This window comes from Blautia sp. An46 (assembly GCF_002161645.1).
In the GTDB taxonomy this organism is placed as follows: domain Bacteria; phylum Bacillota; class Clostridia; order Lachnospirales; family Lachnospiraceae; genus Blautia; species Blautia ornithocaccae.
This window is the reverse complement of the sequence record NZ_NFIF01000009.1, coordinates 73,714-93,693: the sequence shown is the minus strand read 5'-3', so window position 1 is coordinate 93,693 and position 19,980 is coordinate 73,714. Positions and strand designations below refer to the sequence as shown.

Annotated in this window: 17 protein-coding genes and 7 tRNA genes; 3 read left to right on the top strand and 21 right to left on the bottom strand. The window is 45.1% G+C overall.

Annotation, left to right across the window (positions count from 1 at the left end):
- Nucleotides 1–11 precede the first annotated feature (11 nt).
- The 6 genes from feoB to B5G00_RS09175 form a co-directional block, all read right to left on the bottom strand.
- The gene (gene feoB, locus B5G00_RS09200; RefSeq protein ID WP_087271837.1) at nt 12–2,003 is read right to left on the bottom strand and encodes a ferrous iron transport protein B; all 1,992 of its coding nucleotides are present in this window, start codon (nt 2,001–2,003) and stop codon (nt 12–14) included.
- Complete coding sequence (locus B5G00_RS09195; RefSeq protein ID WP_087271834.1) at nt 1,993–2,226, bottom strand: FeoA family protein; 234 nt, start codon at nt 2,224–2,226, stop codon at nt 1,993–1,995. The genes feoB and B5G00_RS09195 overlap by 11 nt, the downstream gene beginning before the upstream one ends.
- Nucleotides 2,227–2,257: 31 nt before the next feature.
- Nucleotides 2,258–3,625 (bottom strand): MATE family efflux transporter, encoded by a 1,368-nt coding sequence (locus B5G00_RS09190; RefSeq protein WP_334293305.1) that lies wholly within the window; start codon nt 3,623–3,625, stop codon nt 2,258–2,260.
- A 20-nt stretch (nt 3,626–3,645) separates the two neighbouring features.
- Nucleotides 3,646–4,479 (bottom strand): diaminopimelate epimerase, encoded by an 834-nt coding sequence (gene dapF, locus B5G00_RS09185; protein ID WP_087271830.1) that lies wholly within the window; start codon nt 4,477–4,479, stop codon nt 3,646–3,648.
- 163 nt (nt 4,480–4,642) lie between these two features.
- Nucleotides 4,643–5,596, bottom strand: coding sequence for a 4Fe-4S binding protein (locus B5G00_RS09180; RefSeq protein WP_087271827.1), 954 nt, complete (start codon nt 5,594–5,596; stop codon nt 4,643–4,645).
- Nucleotides 5,597–5,620: 24 nt separating this feature from the next.
- Nucleotides 5,621–7,258, bottom strand: a complete 1,638-nt coding sequence (locus tag B5G00_RS09175) for an FAD-dependent oxidoreductase (RefSeq protein WP_087271824.1) — start codon at nt 7,256–7,258, stop codon at nt 5,621–5,623.
- 142 nt (nt 7,259–7,400) lie between these two features.
- Between B5G00_RS09175 and B5G00_RS09170 the strand changes: the two genes are divergently transcribed.
- Nucleotides 7,401–8,324 carry a LysR family transcriptional regulator gene (locus B5G00_RS09170; protein WP_087271821.1) on the top strand — a complete coding sequence of 308 codons (924 nt, stop codon included), beginning with the start codon at nt 7,401–7,403 and terminating at the stop codon, nt 8,322–8,324.
- A gap of 49 nt (nt 8,325–8,373) precedes the next feature.
- Here B5G00_RS09170 and rd read toward each other — a convergent pair whose 3' ends face one another.
- The 4 genes from rd to B5G00_RS09150 form a co-directional block, all read right to left on the bottom strand.
- A complete protein-coding gene (gene rd / locus B5G00_RS09165) occupies nt 8,374–8,535 on the bottom strand; it encodes a rubredoxin (protein ID WP_087271818.1) in 162 nt (53 codons plus the stop codon).
- A 213-nt stretch (nt 8,536–8,748) separates the two neighbouring features.
- Nucleotides 8,749–10,083 (bottom strand): Na+/H+ antiporter family protein, encoded by a 1,335-nt coding sequence (locus tag B5G00_RS09160; protein ID WP_087271815.1) that lies wholly within the window; start codon nt 10,081–10,083, stop codon nt 8,749–8,751.
- A gap of 85 nt (nt 10,084–10,168) precedes the next feature.
- A complete protein-coding gene (hutH, locus tag B5G00_RS09155; protein ID WP_087271812.1) occupies nt 10,169–11,704 on the bottom strand; it encodes a histidine ammonia-lyase in 1,536 nt (511 codons plus the stop codon).
- Between the two features lie 306 nt (nt 11,705–12,010).
- On the bottom strand, nt 12,011–14,872 hold the full coding sequence (locus B5G00_RS09150) for an AAA family ATPase (protein ID WP_087271809.1): 2,862 nt from the start codon (nt 14,870–14,872) through the stop codon (nt 12,011–12,013).
- 158 nt (nt 14,873–15,030) lie between these two features.
- On the opposite strand from B5G00_RS09150, the gene B5G00_RS09145 reads away from it, so the two are divergent.
- Both B5G00_RS09145 and B5G00_RS09140 read left to right on the top strand, forming a co-directional pair.
- Nucleotides 15,031–15,423 carry a DUF3783 domain-containing protein gene (locus B5G00_RS09145; RefSeq protein WP_087271806.1) on the top strand — a complete coding sequence of 131 codons (393 nt, stop codon included), beginning with the start codon at nt 15,031–15,033 and terminating at the stop codon, nt 15,421–15,423.
- A 92-nt stretch (nt 15,424–15,515) separates the two neighbouring features.
- Nucleotides 15,516–16,283, top strand: coding sequence for a polysaccharide deacetylase family protein (locus tag B5G00_RS09140; RefSeq protein ID WP_087271803.1), 768 nt, complete (start codon nt 15,516–15,518; stop codon nt 16,281–16,283).
- Nucleotides 16,284–16,314: 31 nt separating this feature from the next.
- Here the strand turns inward: B5G00_RS09140 and B5G00_RS09135 are convergent.
- From B5G00_RS09135 to yfcE, 11 genes are all read right to left on the bottom strand, one after another.
- Nucleotides 16,315–16,395, bottom strand: a tRNA-Leu gene (locus tag B5G00_RS09135).
- Between the two features lie 66 nt (nt 16,396–16,461).
- A tRNA-Lys gene (locus B5G00_RS09130) sits at nt 16,462–16,534 on the bottom strand.
- A gap of 10 nt (nt 16,535–16,544) precedes the next feature.
- Nucleotides 16,545–16,616 (bottom strand) — tRNA-Gln (locus tag B5G00_RS09125).
- An 18-nt stretch (nt 16,617–16,634) separates the two neighbouring features.
- Nucleotides 16,635–16,708, bottom strand: a tRNA-His gene (locus B5G00_RS09120).
- 29 nt (nt 16,709–16,737) lie between these two features.
- Nucleotides 16,738–16,811, bottom strand: a tRNA-Arg gene (locus tag B5G00_RS09115).
- Between the two features lie 24 nt (nt 16,812–16,835).
- A tRNA-Gly gene (locus tag B5G00_RS09110) sits at nt 16,836–16,906 on the bottom strand.
- A 5-nt stretch (nt 16,907–16,911) separates the two neighbouring features.
- A tRNA-Pro gene (locus B5G00_RS09105) sits at nt 16,912–16,986 on the bottom strand.
- A 167-nt stretch (nt 16,987–17,153) separates the two neighbouring features.
- Nucleotides 17,154–17,639, bottom strand: coding sequence for a metallophosphoesterase family protein (locus tag B5G00_RS09100; RefSeq protein ID WP_087271800.1), 486 nt, complete (start codon nt 17,637–17,639; stop codon nt 17,154–17,156).
- Between the two features lie 20 nt (nt 17,640–17,659).
- Entirely contained in the window at nt 17,660–18,259 is a 600-nt protein-coding gene (locus B5G00_RS09095) for an XTP/dITP diphosphatase (RefSeq protein ID WP_087271797.1), read from the bottom strand.
- A 6-nt stretch (nt 18,260–18,265) separates the two neighbouring features.
- Nucleotides 18,266–19,435, bottom strand: coding sequence for a THUMP domain-containing class I SAM-dependent RNA methyltransferase (locus B5G00_RS09090; protein WP_087271794.1), 1,170 nt, complete (start codon nt 19,433–19,435; stop codon nt 18,266–18,268).
- Entirely contained in the window at nt 19,435–19,977 is a 543-nt protein-coding gene (gene yfcE, locus B5G00_RS09085; protein ID WP_087271790.1) for a phosphodiesterase, read from the bottom strand. The genes B5G00_RS09090 and yfcE overlap by 1 nt, the downstream gene beginning before the upstream one ends.
- Between the last annotated feature and the right edge of the window lie 3 nt (nt 19,978–19,980).

The following is a 19,980-nucleotide window of genomic DNA, read 5'->3' as shown; positions in this document are numbered from 1 at the left end:
TAAAAATTCTTTTACAGCCCCAGAAGGCTTCCCACCTGGAACACCAGCACTGCCGCAGTATAAGCCAGCAGGAGCTGGAAGACCACCATTTTCAATGTCCAGGAAGTAGAATGGGTCTCCTTCCTGACTGTAGCCAATGTAGCCACACAAGGGGTATACAGCAGGCAGAATACCATCAGCGCATAAGCGTTCAGGGGGCCAAACCCAATTGCTCCCAGAGCCTGGGAAAGAGTGGTCATTCCCTCAGGAGAACTGATATTATTGACTCCGTAAAGAACGGAAAAGCTGGAAATCACCACTTCTTTTGCGGAAAGTCCGGAAATCAGCGCCACTACGATCTGCCAGGTTCCCAGCCCTGCAGGTATCAGTACCGGAGCCAGGACTTTTCCGATCATAGCGCCGAAACTTGTAGTCACATCGCTGGTCATTCCCTGAAAATTATAGTTCAGGATAAACCAGATCACAATCGAGGCTACGAAGATTGTAGTTCCTGCTTTTGTGAGATAATCCTTTACCTTCTCCCACACATAAATCCGGATAGTCCTGGGATTTGGCACCTTGTAATCCGGCAGCTCAATAAGAAGAGGTATTTTTTTATCTGTTCTCCATACTTTCCCGATGATGAGAGCCAGAAGGATCGCCACGATCATTCCCAAAGCATAAAGGGAGAATGCCGCCACCATGGCGTATTTTCCAAAAAATACATCTGCAAACAGCACGTAAATAGGCAGACGTGCAGAACAGGACATGAAAGGTGTAAGAAGGATGGTCTTCTTTCTGTCCTCCTCATTTTCCAGAGTTCTGGTGGCCATTACTGCCGGTACCGTACAGCCAAAGCCCAGTACCATAGGCAGAAAAGCTTTGCCGGACAGCCCCACTTTTCCCATGATCCCATCCATGACATAAGCCACTCTTGCCATATAGCCGCTGTCCTCCAGAAAAGCCAGGGCCAGAAACAGGATAAAGATATTTGGAAGGAAGGTCAGGATGCCGCCTACACCGGACATAATCCCGTCTACCACCAGTGAACAGACCCAGCCAGAAGCACCCAGAGCTGTAAGAGCCGTTCTGGCTGCCTCAAAAGCCCAGTCAAGGCCCAGCTCAAAGACTCCCTTAACGGCATCTCCTACTGTAAAGGTCAGGAAAAATACCAGGGCCATAATACATAAAAACACGGGAACTCCTGCCACAGGGTGGGTCAGAATCCTGTCTGCCTTTTCTGTCATAGACTGACGGTTTCCTTTATAGAACACACACTCCTCTATGATTTCCTCAATATAGTTGTATTTTTCATTGATAATCTGCTTTTCATAGTTCTTATCTGCAATATCAGAAATGTCCACAGGCTGCTCTTCTATGATCTGCTCATCATTTTCCAGGATTTTGATGCTGTGCCACCGAAGATTTTTGCTTTCCGGATACTGCTTCTGTATCCGATTGCTGATTTCCTGGATTTTCTCCTCAATTTCCCGAGAATATTCCACTACAGGATCTGCTGTCTGTTCTTCATAATGGTGCTCTACTGCATGGAGAAGCACATCCAGACCGGTACGCTTTCTGGCAGATACCGGCACTACAGGAATATTTCCCAACAGCTCCGGAAGACGATGAAGGTCAATCTCCATTCCCCGCTCTTCCACAATGTCCATCATATTCAGGGCAACTACCACAGGTTTTCCCAGTTCCAGAAGCTGGAGCGTCAGATACAGGTTTCGCTCCAGAGCCGAGGCATCCACCACGTCTACAATAATATCCACCTCATCTCCCAGGATTACCTTTCTGGAGACTTTTTCCTCCATGGAATAGGAAGTCAGACTGTAAATTCCGGGAAGGTCAATAAGACGCATTTTCCTGCCTTTGTATTCAGTCTCTCCCTCTTTTTTTTCTACTGTAACTCCCGGCCAGTTTGCCACTTTCAAATTTGCACCTGTATAGGCGTTAAAGAGTGTGGTCTTGCCGCAGTTGGGATTTCCCGCAAATCCTACACGTATCTCACTCTTCATCTGTAAGTTCCTCCACTTCTATTCCCTGGGCAATGTCATTTCCAAGAGCCCAGCGGCTGCCCCGGACTTTAATAATCGTTGCTCCATTTCTCTTCCGATTCAGCACCCGCACTCTGGTCCCTTCCAGGATACCCAGAGCCTCCAGCCGGCGGAGGATTTTTTCACTTTCCCGAACATTTGCCACCCGGAAGTCTTTTTCAATCGGTGTCTCATTTAATTTCATCCAGTGAACATCTCCAATCTTTTGTGACATTTTATCTGGTTACGTTCCGCAGCCAGCGGTAACTCTTATATCTCTGCAGTGAGAAAGGCACCTTAATCACCTCGTCACTGCACAGAAGGATATAAACCCATGGCATAGGGATTCCTATGACAAAGGCCCCCACTGCCGCTCCTAATATGGAGCAGAGCCACATAACCCCTACGTCCAGGAAAAGTCCGAATCTGGTATCTCCCCCTGCCCGGAGCACCCCTACTACGATAGTGCTGTTCAGAGACTGCCCGATCACATAATAGGACATGATAAGCATCATAGCCGTAAGATAGCTCTTGGCCAGAGGGGTCAATTTCAAAAACATGGGCAGCAGCGGAGAAATGGCTAATATTACCACAGCTCCTCCTATACCGCAGACAATGGACAGCTTTACAAAGCGGCTGCCATATTCCTTTGCCAGTTCTTCTTTCTTCTCTCCAATGGCTTTGCCGATCATAATAGCCGTAGCGCTGGAGATACCAAAGCCGATGACCATAGAAAGCTGCCGGCACACCTGAGCCACAGAATGAGCTGCTACCGCAGCACTTCCCAGATGGCCTACAATAGCAGAAATAGCTGCCATTCCTGCACCCCATGCCAGCTCATTTAAAAGTACGGGAAAAGCATAGGTAAAAAAGTCTCTTCCCAGAGCCTTGTCTTTTACAAAAAGATCCTTTATATGAATCTTCACCACATCGTTCTTTTTCTGAGCATAGTACACTACTATGATAACTTCAATTGCTCTGGAAAGCAAGGTTCCCAGAGCAGCTCCTGCAGACCCCATTGCCGGCGCTCCCAGAAGACCAAAGATAAAAATGGAGTTCAGTATAATATTGGCGCAGAGAGAAACTCCATAGACCACTGTGGCAATGATCACCCGCTCAATGCTTCTGATGATATTCAGATATACATTCGTAAAGGCTGACAAAACATAGGAGAATCCTGCAATCCTCAGATAAGCTACTCCTTCTGCAATAACTGCCTGGTCTGAAGTAAAAATCAGCATCAGATACTGAGGAATAAAGATTGCTGCAGCTCCAAAAACAATGCCCGCTCCAATGGAAATACGAAAAGACATCCCCATAACCTTTTCAATTGTCCTGGTATCCTTTTTTCCCCAGTACTGGGCAGTGAGAACACAAGCTCCCGATGTCAGTCCGAAATACAGCAGGCTTAGGATAAAATACACCTGATTTGCAAGGGACACGCCTGAGAGAGCCGTCTCGCTTACCCTTCCCAGCATAATTACATCTGTAGAGGTCACCCCTACATTAATGAGATTCTGGACTGCCATAGGCATGACCAGCCGCAGAACATCCCGATAAAACCTTTTGTCTTCAATACTCGTCTTCTTTTTCATAAATGCCATCTTTTGTTTCCCATCGTCTCCTACAGTGTAATCTCCCCGTCAAAGACTACCTCTGCAGGGCCGGTCATATACACCAGATTTTCCTTTCTGTCCCAGAATATTTTCAGATCTCCTCCTAAAAGGTGCACCGTCACTTCATCATCTGTATAGCTGTTTAGCACACTGGCCACTGTAACGGCACATGCCCCTGTACCACAGGCCAGGGTCTCTCCGCTGCCTCTCTCCCAGACACGCATTTCTACAGTATTCCTGTCAATTACCCGGACAAATTCTGTATTTACACTTTCTGGAAAAGCTTTGTTCTTTTCAAAAAAAGGTCCCACTTCTTCAATCTTCAGATTTTTTACATCTTCCATATAGACCACTGCATGAGGATTTCCCATAGAAACTGCGGTCACCTCATAAATCTCCTGAGCCACATTCAAAGGCTGGCTGATTACCGGACTCTTGGAATAAATCATAGGAATCTTTCCTGTTTCCAGTATGGGAGAGCCCATATTTACACGGACTTCTTTCACCTTTCCCTCTTTTACAGTCAGATCCAGATATTTTATGCCGCTTTTTGTGTCCACAGAGATACTGGTCTTATCCGTAAGGCCATAATCATAGACATACTTTGCCACACAGCGGATGCCATTGCCGCACATAGCTCCCTGGCTTCCGTCTGCATTGTACATTTCCATCTCAAAATCTGCCTTTTCAGAAGGCTTTATGAGAATCAGGCCGTCAGAGCCAATACCAAAATGGCGGTCACTGACCTTCCTGGAAACTTCTGAGGGATTGTCTATCTTCTCTGTAAAGCAGTTTACATAAACATAGTCGTTACCGATACCGTGCATCTTTGTGAATTTCATATACCTACCTCCCGATTTCTGAATTTTCCAAAGGAAAAGAGGGCCTCTTTTCTTCAAGATACCCTCTTCTTTCTCTTTGCTTTATCATAGCAATCTGTATTTCATTTGTCAACGGGAGAACCATTCTTTTCCTCTGCCTACGGACAAGTTTTTCTGTCCTTTATCAGCAGGTAGCTCCTCCTGCTTCATGAAGCTTCGCTTCCAGGATTTCCTGCTTTCTGTCCAGGATATCATCTGAGAGGAGCTGGGCTTCTACACTTTCAAACCCCAGTCTGTCTACCGTCTCTGCAAAACGTTCTCCGGTCTTTCCCTGTTCTCTGTAAAGAAGGATGGCTTTTTCTACCAGTTTGAGGACTTCCTCTTTGGATGTAAAGATTTTATTCAGGGTCTTGCCCATGGAAATTTTCTTTCCCCATCTTCCTCCAATATAAACCTTATAGCCGTTTACCCCATCTTCAATAGCATCAAAATGGCAGCTTCCAATGCACCGTCCGCAGTTAATACATTTTTCCTTATCAATCTCCATCAAACCGTCTACAACTGCAGCAGCTCCTACTGGACAGGCTTTAACCACACCGCACTTCTTGCAGCCGTTGCAAAGGTCTTCATCATAATTTGGAACCATCTGTCCAATAATTCCCAGGTCGTTGAGGTTTGGCTTTACACAATTGTTTGGACATCCGCCTACAGCAATTTTGAATTTATGAGGCAGCTTTACTCCACGGTATCCCACATAAAACTTCTCATGGATTTCCTCGGAAAGGCCAAAGGTATCAATGAGTCCATACTGGCAGGTAGTACCCTTGCAGGATACTACCGGACGTACTTTAGAACCTGTTCCTCCTGTATCCAGTCCTGCCTCCTGGATAAATGCCCGGAATTCATCAATCTTCTCATAGGGAATCCCCTGGACTTCTACAGTAAGACGGGTTGTATATGTAACATTTCCATTGCCGAACTTTTTTGCAGCCTCGCCAATAGCAATCTGCTGGTCAGCAGTAATCTTTCCGTTTTTTGTGATAATCCTTCCGGAAAAATTGTCTGTTCCTTTATTGCTGAGAAAGCCCAGGGCTTTCACTCTCTTTTCATCCTCTTTGCTTACGGTAAGTGTTGCCATAAAAATTTCCTCCTATATTCTTTTTTATTCTTCTGTAGACAGCTCTGTGCCGTTAAAAGCAGTTCCGCCTTCCAGCACTTTGGTATTAGTATATCCGTAATATTTCAGCCGGTTCTGAAGGAGATAAGCCCGTTTTCCTTTGGTGCATACCAGAAGAAGCTTTTCCTCTTTATCATGTCCTGGAAGATCTCCTTCTACCTCTGCAGGATTGATAAACTCTGCTCCCTCAATGGCAGGAGCCATACCAGCATCCAGAATGGTGTATCCTGCAGCCTTTCCTTCCTGGAATTCTGCGGGAGTAAAGGTATCCAGCTTACCTTCCATCTTATTGAGCAGCACGTTAATGGTATGACCAAAGGGATGAATGGCTGTAGAAAAAGGAGGAGCATAGGCGAAATCCAAGTCTCTCAGCTGATATACTGTTGCCTTCAGACTAATAGCTGTCACTGCAATATCTACCATTTTATCTACAGCACCTTTTCCCAGGACCTGGATACCCAAGAATTCTCCTGTAGTCCTGTCGGCAATCATCTTCACAATAAAATTGCCGGCACCTGGATAATAGTGGGCCTTATCATCAACCACTGTAGTCACTGTTATCACATCATGGCCTTCTGCCCTGGCTGTTTCTTCATTAAGACCGCTACGGCCTGCATTCAGTCCAGGCAATTTTACCACGCCGGTTCCCAGTACTCCCGGATAAGTCAGATCTGCTCCTGCAAGATTCTGAGCAGCGATCCTTCCTTCAATGTTAGCAGAAGAGCCCATAGGAGACCAGGCTCTCTTTCCGGTCATGCGGTTCGTGATCATTGCACAGTCTCCAAGAGCATAGATATCCGGATCATTTGTCCTGAGATGCTCGTCCACCAGAATCGTGCGGTTCGGAGCCAGCTCCAGTCCTGTTCCTTCCAGGAAAGCTGTATTGGCGCGGATTCCCAGAGACATGATAAGGGCGTCTGCCTTAATGGCCCTCCGTGAAGTCTTAACCTTCTCTACGCATTCCGTGCCTTCTACTCCTTCCAGTCTTGTATTGGTCATGACCATAATGCCATTATCCGCCAGATAATCCTCTACATATCCAGCCATTTCCGGATCAAATCCAGGCATGATATGAGGCGCCATATCAATTACTGTAGTGCGGACGCCTCTGCTCATAAGATTTTCTGCAACTTCCAGACCGATAAATCCGCCGCCGGCAATGACTGCCCGCTTGATCCCGCCGGCTTCCACAGCTTTTCTCAGATCTTCTGCATCCTGAGGCGTACGCATAAAGAAAATATTCTTCAGCCCCATCCCTTCAATAGGAGGCGCAATGGGGGAAGCCCCTGTTGCAATGACCAGCTTGTCATAAGAATACTCTGCTGCTTCTCCTGTTTTAACATCTTTGGCCGTTACCTTCTTTTCTTCTCTGTTCAAAGCTGTAACTTCTATGCCAGTCTTCACCTCAGCACCGGTAAGTTTAGCAAAAGACTGAGGCGTGTTTACAATGAGCTGGCTTCTCTCATGGATCACATCTCCCACGTAATAGGGAAGCCCGCAGCCGGCATAAGAAATATCTTCACTCTTCGTAAGGAGCAAAACTTCTGCCCCTCTGTTTTCTCTCTTCAGCTTTGCAGCTACCTTAGTACCTGCCGCCACACCGCCGATAATAAGAACCTTCATGCTTATTCTCCTCTTTTCTTCTGTTCTGTCTTATAGATAACTTTTCACTTGCCCTTATTATAGCACTTGCAATAGTATAAGAAAAGAAATATAATTTTATATAACTCATAGGTAAATCTTATAATGATACAGAGGAACTTTTATGACCATACGCCATCTGAAAATCTTCATTACCGTAGCGGACACCGGAAAAATGAGTGCTGCGGCAGAAAAACTCTACATATCCCAGCCCTCTGTCAGCCAGGCTATCCGAGAGCTTGAGGAGCATTACCAGACTCTGCTTTTTGAACGGCTTTCAAAAAAACTGTTTATCACAGAAGCCGGGAAACGGCTGTACAGCTATGCCAGACCTGTAGTAACCCAATTTGATCTGATAGAACAAAATATGGCCCAGGAAAGCCGGATACAACGTCTCCGCATCGGAGGCACCATTACTCTGGGAAGCAGTATCCTGTCCTATATGATCCGGGATCTGAAAAAATCCTGTCCCGATCTGGAGCTGTATTCTTATGTAAATAATACCAGGATTATTGAGCAGAAGCTGCTGAATATGGAGCTGGATGTGGCTATAGTGGAAGGGCAGATTAAAAGTCCGGATCTGGTATCCATTCCCATGGTCCAGGATATGCTGGTCCTGGTCTGCAGCGCAGACCACCCTTTTGCCGGAAAATCTGCGATTAAGGTAACAGAATTGAACGAGCAGCCTTTTGTTATGCGGGAATCCGGAAGCGGTACCAGAGAACTTTTTGAAACCTTTATCCGCCGTCACCATCTTCATATCCGCACAGCTTTTGAGGAGACTACTCCCGACGGTATCCTCAATGCAGTAAAGATCAATGGCTGTCTGGCAGTGATTTCTCTGCGGCTTTTAGAGAAGGACCTGAAAGCTCATAATGTCTATGTCTTTACCAGCTCCAGCCATGAATGGAACCGGCAGTTCAGTTTTGTCTACCATAAAGACAAGTTCCTTTCGGGCCCTATCCTGAAGCTTCAGGAAATTGTGAAAAGTTATGATAATATTGATTATCTTCACTCCCTGACCGGGGGAGTCCTTATAGACGGATAAAACAAAACCCCGCTGCATAAACAACGGGGTTTTTCCTCTGGGAAACTGATCAGTCTTCCGGAACAAAGTCTTCTTTGCCTACGCCGCAGATTGGGCATACCCAGTCTTCCGGCAGATCTTCAAAAGCTGTTCCTGGTGCGATTCCGCTATCCGGATCACCTACTTCGGGATCATATACATATCCACATGGTTCACATACATATTTCTGCATCGTTTCTCGTACCTCCTATAAAATTCAGTATTTCAGCTTTTTCCTAAAGCTATACTCAGTCTATCACATTTCTCTGCATGTTACCAGAGTATTTTCGTACAGTTTTATTTTTTTCATCAAGAGCAGAAAAAAGAATTCTCCATACAGTGAAAAGTCTGCCCCATTATGAGGCAGACTTTTCATTAAAGGTTTCATTATGTAACTATTCTTCTATTACAGAATCTGTGCTGCAATGATGGCTGCGATCATCAACGGGATATTAAAGTGCAGGAATGTAGGTACACAAGTATCCCAGATATGGTCATGCTGTCCATCAGCATTCAAACCAGATGTTGGTCCAAGGGTTGTATCAGAAGCAGGTGATCCTGCATCGCCCAGAGCTGCTGCTGCAGACATCAGAACGATAGTTGCTGCAGGAGAAAATCCCATCTGATAGCACAGAGGCACATAAAGTACTGCAAGGACAGGAACTGTACCAAAGGAAGTTCCGATACCCATAGTAACCAGCAGACCGATGAGTGTAATGATAGTTGCTGCAATCCACTTGTTGCCGCCCATTAAGGAAATCGCGCTTTGTACCAGAGCATCTACTGCTCCTGTGTTCTGAAGTACAGTTGCAAATCCGCCTGCTACCAGCATAACGAATGCAATGAATCCCATCAATTTTACGCCGCCCTGGAACTGGTCGTCAATATCCTGTGGTTTTACAGCACGGAAGATAAACATTACAAGCAGACCGCCTAATGCTGCTACCGGCAGAGAACTGAATACGATCTGAAGGACTACAACTACTACCAGCGCAATCAGAGTTACCCAGTGTTCACGTTTCAAATGCAGGTCTTCCAGCTCATGTACACCTTCCAGAGGAATATCTTTATATTCTCTTGGTTTTCTGTATGAAACGAACACAGCGATAGCCAGACCGATGATCATAGATACAGCAAGAATCCAGTTTACAGATGTAATCTGTCCTATGGTGATATTCCATCCCCAGGAAGGATCTACGTTGTCGTTAATATTATCGCGGATGATAGTCATGAAAATCAGACCAAATCCCATAGGGATTGCAATATACGGCGCCTTATGACCGAAAGCGATAGTACATGCCACACCACGTCTGTCCAGCTTCATCTTATTCATCATAGATAAAAGCGGCGGAACCAGAATTGGAATGTATGCGATATGGATCGGTACAATGTTCTGGGATGCACAGGCGATTACCAGCAGGATTGCCAGCAATATCCACTTATTTCCCTTTACGATTTTTGCAATCTTTTTAGATAAAATTTCTGTTATTCCCGTATAGGCCATACAGGATGCCAGAGTTCCCAGGAGCACGTAAGCCAGAGCTGTTTCTGCGTTACTGGAAAAACCGGTGGTAATAGAATTCATAATGCTGACACCCTCGTCTGCCACAATCGGAAGTCCTCCGATAAGTCCTGCTACAAACAGGGAAATCAGCATGGACAGCAATACGTTTACCTTTAACAGGCAGAGCACACACAACAGTATAACTGCCACAATTACAGGATTAAGTAAATTTGACATAGAAATACCTCCCTCTTTTTTACATAGCCGCCTCTGTCAAAGGGGTCCCTCTCAAAATACAGAAGCGGCAGTTTTCACACCTTCTTTATTTTGTTTCAATTTCTCCGCCAATAGCTTCTTCTACGGCTTTTACTAATGAACCATCTGCAATGATCTGCTCGCAGTAATTGATATCCCCGTACAGCTCTCTGTCGTCGTCCAGAGTAGCCACTTTACTGCGCACCAGGTCGTAAGCTGCCTGGGTTCCTTTTCCAAGGCCCTTATTTCCTCTCATATCGATTCCCTGGCAGGCAACCATCAATTCCATAGCCAGTACTCTTCTTACGTTTCCGGCGATTTCTCCGGCTTTTCTGGCTGCAATGGTTCCCATAGATACATGGTCTTCCTGTCCTGCAGAAGATGGAATACTGTCTACAGATGCCGGATGAGCCAGCACTTTATTCTCTGATACCAGAGCTGCTGCGGAATACTGAACAATCATAAATCCAGAGCATACGCCGCCGTGTGGAGTCAGGAATGCAGGAAGGTTGCTGTAAGCAGGATTTACCAGACGCTCAATTCTTCTCTCAGATACGTTTGCCAGTTCTGCTACACCGATTCCCAGGAAGTCAAAGCTTAATGCCATTGGCTGTCCATGGAAGTTTCCTCCGGAGATGCCGGCCTGATCTTCTTTGAAGATAATCGGGTTGTCTGTTACAGAGTTAATCTCAATATTTACCTTATCCAGCACGTAGTTGATGGCATCCTTGCTGGCTCCATGAATCTGCGGTGAACATCTTAAAGAATAGGCATCCTGTACACGGATTTCTCCCTGACGGGTAGTATTTTTACTTCCCTCCAGCAGTCTCAGCAGGTTTCTGGCTGTAGCAAGCTGTCCAGAATGTGGACGTACCTCATGAACTCTTGGATCCAGAGCATCTACTACACCATTCTGAGCTTCGAAGCACAGCGCATCTGTAATATCTGCTACCTTTAACAGGTTCAAAGCATCGTAAACGGCCAGAGCACCAGCAGAAGTCATGGCCTGAGTACCGTTATTCAGCGCCAGTCCTTCTTTTGCTGACAGTTCAATAGTAGGAATTCCTGCACGTTTCATGGCTTCTGCGCCTGGAAGCAGTTCTCCCTGATAGTAGGCCATGCCCAGTCCCAGCATAGGCAGTACCATATGGGACAGCGGAGCCAGATCGCCGGAAGCTCCAAGAGAACCTTTTTCAGGAATAAAGGCTGTTACTCCCTTATTCAGCATGTCCACCATGGTCTGTACAGTCTCAAGACGGATACCAGAAAATCCCTTTACCAGATTATTGATTCTCAGAAGCATAATTCCTCTGGCAATATCCTCTCTAAAAGGATCTCCTGCGCCTACCGCATGAGTAATGATCAGATTTTTCTGGAGGGCCTTGCACTGGTCCTGGGAAATCACCACGTCACTGAACTTTCCGAATCCGGTGGTGATTCCATAAACTACTTTTTCCTCTTCCACCAGCTGATCTACTACTTTTCTAGATTCAACAATCTGCCTTTTTGCTTCTTCTGCCAATTCTATTTTGGCATGGTCCCGACAGATGGCTGCAATCTGATCCAGTGTCAGGTCTTTACCCGTAATCATTATGTTACTCATATCACACCCTCTTTTCGTTATATTATAGTATATAAAAAATTATACATCTTAGGGTGTCTAAAAATCGTCAACAGGCGTCAAATTGCATAACATCTTCTCTTTTTATTTTATTTATTTTGTTATTTTTACATTAATACACTCTATTAGCATGTCACTTATGCGCATTTTTACCAAATTGCCTTTTTAAAGTTTTATCGTGCAAAAGTCAAAAAAAACACACAAGTCAGCAAGCCTTGTACGCTGTCCGCTGCCATAAAAAAAGACCGGCTGTTCCAACAGACAGACACGGTCTTTTTTGTGAAAGGCTTACTTCAATTCTCTCTCTACTTCCCTCAGAAGCAACTCTGTAGAAGGATTTTTTATTTTCTCTGAAATTCTCCGGCTCTCTTTAAAATATTCTCTTGCCTCTTCCTTTCTTCCGGTTTTCAACAGCAGAAGGGCCATACAGGCCTCGGCTTTTTCTCTTCCCCAGTAATATCCATGGCGCTTCAGACATTCTATGGCCTCATTGAGGTACTTCTCCCCCTCTTCGTATCTGCCCTGAAGCAGACGTACCTGTCCCAGGCCGGAATAGAACTGTCCCAGGCCGTTAGCCATTACTTTGTCAGTCCCCGTTTTCAGCGCAGTTTCATAATAGCCTGCTGCTTCTTCCAGTTTCCCCTGTTCTCTGTATAAATCTCCCAGATATCCGTAGCAGGCGGCAATACTGATATGGAGACATCCCTCCTGAGACTCTGGCTTCTGGAAAAGCTCAACTGCCTCCAGGAACTTCTCCTCCGCTTTCTCGTAGTCTTTTTTATACAGATAATACCAACCTAAAAGCCGGGTAAATACTCCCCTTTCCTCATTTTCATCTTCCTGGAGAAGAGCAAATCCTTTATCCAGATATTCCTTCACCAGTTCTGGGTCTTCCACCTGGATTCCGTAAAAGCTCATCTGCTTATAACAGTTCAGAAGTGTTTTTACACTGCCAAGCTTTTCCGCCAGCTCTATGCTCTGCCGGATTCCCTCCAGCCCTGGCTCATATTCTCCCTGGGCAATATTATACCGGCCCTTTAAATAGTACATTCGCATTTTCATTTCCTGTACTTTAGGGGAAGTATCCGAAAGGCGGATCACCTCATCAGCCAAGTCCATCATCTGAGCGGCTCCTGCAGCCAATGCAGGTTCTTCCTCCCCTTCTTCAATCTCCCAATGGAGAATGGGAAAGTTCTCATTGACCAGAGTATAGTATTCATTAAGATAGGCAATTTTATATTCATAAGTCTTTGCCTGGTCATGGCATCTCTCATAATGATAGATTGTCATAGGAAGGGTGGGAAAATTGGGTTTTGTTTTCCCCTGTTCCTCATAATACTTTGCCAGTATCTGGTGGCAGACTCTTCTCTTTCCCTGACTCTGATGCTCATAAATATATTCCCGGAAAACTCTGTGGACAAATTCATAATATATATTCCAGCCTACAAGGGTTTCCTTTATCAGATGTCTTTCCTGGAGTTTTTCCAGTATCCGCACAAGAGTCAGTCTGTCCATATCCGGCAGCAGCAGTTCCAGCTCCTCTATAGTGATTTTTTCCGGAAATACAGACATACAACTGAGCACCTGGTTTTCAGCCTCTGGCAGCCCTGCCAGACGGGCCTTGATCACATTATTGGCTTTTGGCGATATTTCAAGGGTAAATCCTTTCTCTTTAATGTAATTGATCATCTCCATTAAAAAGAAAGCATTTCCTTCTGTCATCTCGTAAATCTGCTCTTTCTTTTCATTCTCTTCGTCTAACTGGGGAAGATGCCGGTGGAGCAGCTCCTCTGTCTCCTGTTTTGTAAACGGCTCAATGGAAAAAGTGGTAAGAAGATCCTGGCGAATCAATTTTTCCATTGCTTCTATAACTTCCTGATCACTGTTTTGATTATAAGTACATATAAAAAGGATTTTCTCTGTCCCCAGAGTAAGAAGGAGTCTGTTAAGAAGCTGAAAGCTCATGGTGTCCATCCACTGGACATCATCAAAGAAAAGCATCAGCCTGTGGCTTTTGGTAAGCTTCCTGCACATTTCTATGGCAACGCGCTCAATACTCTGGAAAGAGGGCTGCCGGATTTCTCCTGGCTTTTCTCCTCCTGTGCCTCTGATGAGCTGATGGAGCTGCTGCTTTTCCTCCTGAATCAGATCTGCTTCAAAAATCCCGCTCTCTACACACTGCTCCAGTTCCCAAAAAATATCATTCCATGGCCGAAGATAAAACTCTTTTTCTTCAGAATAGCAGGCCGCATGGAGAATAACCCTCTGATAACCCTTAGCCATTTGGGCAGCTTTATTCAATAGAGCGGTTTTTCCCACTCCTTCTTCTCCTGCAATAGCCACACATCTTGGAGCTCCAGACTGACCAATGCCAGTAATGCACTGGCTGATCTGATAGATTTCCTGAGTTCTTCCTACAAAGGATACATTCCAGCTCTCTCCTGTCTGTGCTACATTCCCCTTAACATTGAAAATACGGTGAAACAACTGTGTGATCTCGCCAGAAGGCTCCACTCCCAAATCTTCTGACAGAGTCTTTTCCAGATCATAATAGAGCTTTATAGCCATATTATAGTTTCCTCCAGCTGCGTAAATCTCCATGATTTCCTGGTAAAGTTCCTCATTGTACGGATCCTGCCGTATCAGCATATTTCCATATTTCTGTACCTGTCCCATATCCTTTTGTATGTTTGCCTGGAAAAGCTTTTCTCTCACGGATTTCATAATATGCTGATTATACTGTTCCCGCATGGATGAAACCCATTCTTCAAATTCATAGCAGTTTTTAATATGAAAATGTAACAGAAAACCATCTTCTTCACTTTCAGGAATATAGTCTTCCCCTATCTTATCCCAGTCAATTTCCGGCATACTGAGAGGATTCAGGGATATGCCCGTATGTCCTTCCGTAACCAATATTTCCTTTCCCAAAAGCTTCTTTATCTGATATACAGCTTCTCTCAGATTCTTTCTTCCTACATTCTCGTTATCCGCGCCCCAGAGGACATAGATAATCTCTTCTCTTGTGATGTCTTTTTTCACACAGAGATAATAGAAAAAACCCTCTGCTTTTTTATAAGGAAAGTTTACTCGTTTTCCATTCAGTTCTACATATGGTCTTCCTAAAAGATGTACATTAATCTTATCCAATTTTTCATCCCTCTCTGCTTACTTAGCCCTAAGTATACGAAACAGGGAGGGGATTGTCAATAATTACAGTTTATCCAGAAATCTTTTTGAAAACCGTTGAATTTTACCGGCACTGAGTATATGATTAAATTAACAGATTACAGCAGAGGGGGACGCATATGATTGTTCGCAAGCCAATGATTTTATACTATGACAACGGACAGGAAGAAAAAAGGAAATCCATGGAAAAAGCCCTGAGCCATATGGGCATCGATCTGGTACCCGTTACAGCGGCTCATCTTCTCCAGACAGTAGGACATCTGGCAAAAGTAAAAGGATTTCCCCCAAGGAAAATACCGCCCTTCCAAAGCACACCTGAAGTTACCAAAGATGTTCTCATCATGTGTAATTTTACCGAGGAAAAGCTGGACATGCTCCTGGATTCCATGAAAAAAGGATTGTTTCCTCAGGTGGCTTTAAAAGCCGTTCTCACAGCCCAGAACTGCTTCTGGACTTTTGCTCAATTATTTCAGGAACTGGAAGAGGAGCACAGCCATTTCTACAGTGAATAACACAGGCGCCGCATTTTTGCCGGCGTCTGTGTTATTTTTCTGCAGCAGTAAGCATACAATCATATCAAGTCTGTTCTGAAAGGCAGCTTATAATGTCAAAACGAATCTTTAATACATTCCTTATCCTGGGCTTTACCGCTCTTCTTATCCTGTGCGGAACAACCTACATTCCACGATTCATTTCTGCAGCAAACACTTCCGGCAGCCGGAAACTTCCCATCTACTGTGTAGAAACGGATAAACCCCAGATTTCCCTCAGTTTCGATTCGGCCTGGGGAAATGAATACACACAGACTATTCTGGATATCCTGGCCGCCCACGATGTAAAGGCAACCTTTTTCATGACTGGACAATGGGTGGACAGTTATCCCGAAGAAGTAGTAAAAATATATGAGGCAGGCCATGACCTGGGCAATCACAGCCAGAGTCATCCCTATATGAGCCAGCTGGAAGAAGCCGAACAGGTCCAGGAACTTATGAACGTCCACAACAAGGTAAAACAGCTCACCGGCCACGATATGTTCCTTTTCCGGGCGCCTTACGGCGACTATAATGACCAAGTCATCTCCTGTGCCAATGAAAACGGATACTACCCCATACAATGGGATATTGATTCTCTTGACTGGAAAGACTACGGCGCCCAGGATATTATCCAACGGATAACGGAAAATGAAAAACTGGGAAACGGAAGTATTATTCTCTGTCATAACGGCGCCAAATACATCACCGACGCTTTAGATACCGTTATCACTACCCTTCAAGACAAAGGATATGAATTTGTTCCTATTTCCCAGCTTATCTATAAAGATCATTATTCTATTAATCATGAAGGACGACAGATACCGGAGACAGATTCATAAAAATCCTCTCCGGTATCTATAAAAATTCAACTGCGGATAACAGGACTTGAACCTGCACGTCGTAGACACCAGAACCTAAATCTGGCGCGTCTGCCAATTCCGCCATATCCGCACAACATATAATATTGAAAGAAAAAAGGCTCAAATCCATTTATGGATTTAAGCCACTCCTACAAAGTGAAGCATCGGGGATTCGAACCCCGGACAACTTGATTAAAAGTCAAGTGCTCTACCGACTGAGCTAATGCTCCATAATGTCAACTGGGCTAGCTGGATTCGAACCAGCGAGTGCAGGAGTCAAAGTCCTGTGCCTTACCGCTTGGCGATAGCCCAAGACCGCCTTACGGCTAAGGTGGATAAAGGGATTCGAACCCTTGGCCTCCAGAGCCACAATCTGGCGCGCTAACCAACTGCGCTATACCCACCATATTTATTGATGCATTTTATATGCAAGCGTGCTTGGAGGGATTCGAACCCCCGACCCACGGCTTAGAAGGCCGTTGCTCTATCCAGCTGAGCTACAAACACATCAGCATCAGATATTGATGCAAGAGCGGGTGATGGGAATCGAACCCACATATCCAGCTTGGAAGGCTGGTGTTCTACCACTGAACTACACCCGCATGAATCGGGGTGACAGGATTCGAACCTGCGACCTCCTGGTCCCAAACCAGGCGCTCTAGCCAAGCTGAGCCACACCCCGTGGTGTTTTTTTCTTGCCGTCAGCACCTTCGCTTGACGACGAAGTTAAATATACCATACGAAAAAACAAAAGTCAACACTTTTTTTATAATTTTTTTCATATTTTTTTCACTTCTGTTTTTTAGTTTCCGGGGATGGGACACAGCGGCAGTATTTCTCCGGCTTCTTCTAATTTTCTATGTAGTTAATCGTATAATGGGCCTCTCCTTCCCTGTCGATTTCCATAAGCATATAGCTGGGTTTTCTTCCCCATTGCCTTGGATAGGAAAGGCTCCCCGGATTCAGGACCGTCACATGGTCGTCAATATCAATCTCCGGGCGATGAGTATGTCCATACATAACGATATCTATATTTCTGGAACGGGCCTCCTCTTTCAGTCTGTCTGTTCCCACAGAGACTCCATAATAATGACCATGGGTGATCAGCACACGGTATCTTCCCAGCTGAAACTCTTCTTCCCGGGGAAGGTCGGAGAAAAAATCATTATTTCCTGATACCATATGAACAGGACAGTCCGCCAATGCTTCTATATAATCTTCATGGCCCTCAATATCTCCCAAATGAATAAAGAGATCTGTCTGTCCCACTTTTTCTATTACTTTTTTCAAGTTTCTTTCATGACCGTGGGTATCGCTGACTATTAATATTTTCATATCTTTGCCCCTCGTTTTACTTATAATATCTCTTCTTTCTCCAATATCTCCTTCATTTTTCTCAGAGCGTTTCCTCTGTGGCTGATGCTGTTTTTTTCTTCCGGGGGAAGCTGTGCAGTGGTCATTCCCCGCTCTGGGAGATAAAAAATAGGGTCGTATCCAAAACCGTTCTCTCCCTTTTCCTCGTATCCGATCCTTCCCTCTACAGTGCCTCTTACCACAAATTCTCTTCCATCAGGAAACACTGCGGCAATGGCGCAGACAAAGCGGGCAGTACGCTTTTCATCCGGCACCCCTTCCAGACGGTCAATAAGGTTCTGATTCTTAATTCTATAGGAAGTATCTTCTCCCATATATCTTGCGGAATAGATGCCCGGTTCCTTATTCAAATAATCAATCTCCAGGCCGGAATCATCGGCCAGCACCATTTCTCCTGCCAGCTTACAGATGGCCCGGGCCTTGATCAGGGCATTTTCCTCAAAAGTGCTGCCGTTTTCATCAACATACGCATATACTCCCGCCTCTTTCATTGACTGGATCTCCAGAGGAAGCTCTCCCAGGATTTCTCTGATTTCTACCATTTTATTCTCATTGCCTGTGGCAAATACCATTCTTCTCATGTTCTTCTATTCCTTCCCTTCCTGCAGGACTTTTCTTTTAGGCGGCTTTGGTCCCGGAAACTGGTAAAAATATGTCTTCATCATGCCATTGTAGATTTTCCGGTTTTTGTCTGCTTTTCGGCCAATATACTTTTCTGCATCTGTAAAGGCTGTTATCACATACAGAGACCAGGAGTCCAGACCTGCAAAACTTTTTCCCAGGCTGGTATAAATGGCAGGCAGATTTTCTCTTTCCTCCAGCCGTTCTCCATATGGAGGATTGGTCACAATAAATCCATACTTTTTAGAGTGTCTCAGGTCTTTCACATCTCTGGCCTGAAAATGGATAAGCTCTTCCACTCCTGCGACTCTGGCATTTTCTCTGGCTGCTTTTATCATCTGGCTGTCCAGGTCATATCCCTGGATATCTGTCTGTATATTTCTGTTTACAAGACTCTCCGCTTCGTCATGGGCATAATACCAGTGTTTTCTGGGAATCAGATTTTTCCAGTCCTCAGCCAGAAAAGTACGGTTCATTCCCGGAGCAATATTGGCGGCCATCAGGGCTGCTTCTATAGGAAAAGTACCGCTGCCGCAGAATGGATCCACCAGAATCCTGTCCTTATTCCAGGGCGTAAGCATAAGAAGGGCTGCTGCCAGGGTCTCTGTAATAGGAGCCTTACTGGTGAGACGGCGGTATCCCCTCTTATGGAGAGAAACGCCGCTGGTATCTATACCTATAGTTGCCTGGTCTTTCATAAAGGCCACCCGGATAGGGTACTCTGGCCCATCCTCTGCAAACCATTCTACATGATAAACCTGTTTCAAACGTTCCACTATGGCTTTTTTCATGATAGACTGGATATCAGAGGGACTGAAAAGCTTGCTCTTTACAGAGTTTGCCTTAGCTATCCAGAATTTTCCGTTGACTGGGATATACTTTTCCCAGGGAAGGGCCTTGGTTTTTTCAAAAAGCTCATCGAAGGTTTCTGCCTTAATCTGTCCTGCTTTCAGGAGAATCCTCTCTGTAGTCCTGAGAAAAATATTTGCTCTGGCTATTGCACCGGCGTCCCCCAGAAAGGTCACCTTTCCATCTTCTACCTGGCTGATCTCATATCCCAGGTTCTGAATTTCTCTTTTTAAAACCGCTTCCAGACCAAAGTGGCAGGGCGCGATCAGCTCATATCTCTCATCCATTAAAGCTGTAACTCCTTCACAATTTCTCCTTCAAAGCCACGGATGCTGAAAATTCCATTCTCCAGGACAGCATAGGTAGGGATATTTCCTTCTTTTGGAATAGATACAGAGCCCGGATTGAGGATTGTATAGTTTTCTTTCTTATCAGCCCGGAGCACATGAGTATGTCCATGAATAAATATATCGCCGTTTTTCATAGGAGGAAGATTCTCCTCATTGTAAACATGTCCATGGCTGCAGTAGATCGTGCGCTCTCCGTCCATCAGGATACAGTAATCTGCCATGATGGGAAATTGCAGAACCATCTGGTCCACCTCTGCGTCACAGTTTCCCCGGACAACATAAAGGTGCTCCTTCCATTGATTGAGCATGGCGATCACCTGTTTGGGAGCATAGTCCTTTGGAAGGTCATTTCTGGGGCCATGGTACAGCAGATCTCCCAGCAGGACCAGACGGTCTGCCTTTTCTTTCTGGTATGCTTCCAGCATCTTATTGCAGTAATATGCGGAGCCGTGAATATCTGATGCAAACATATATTTCATATC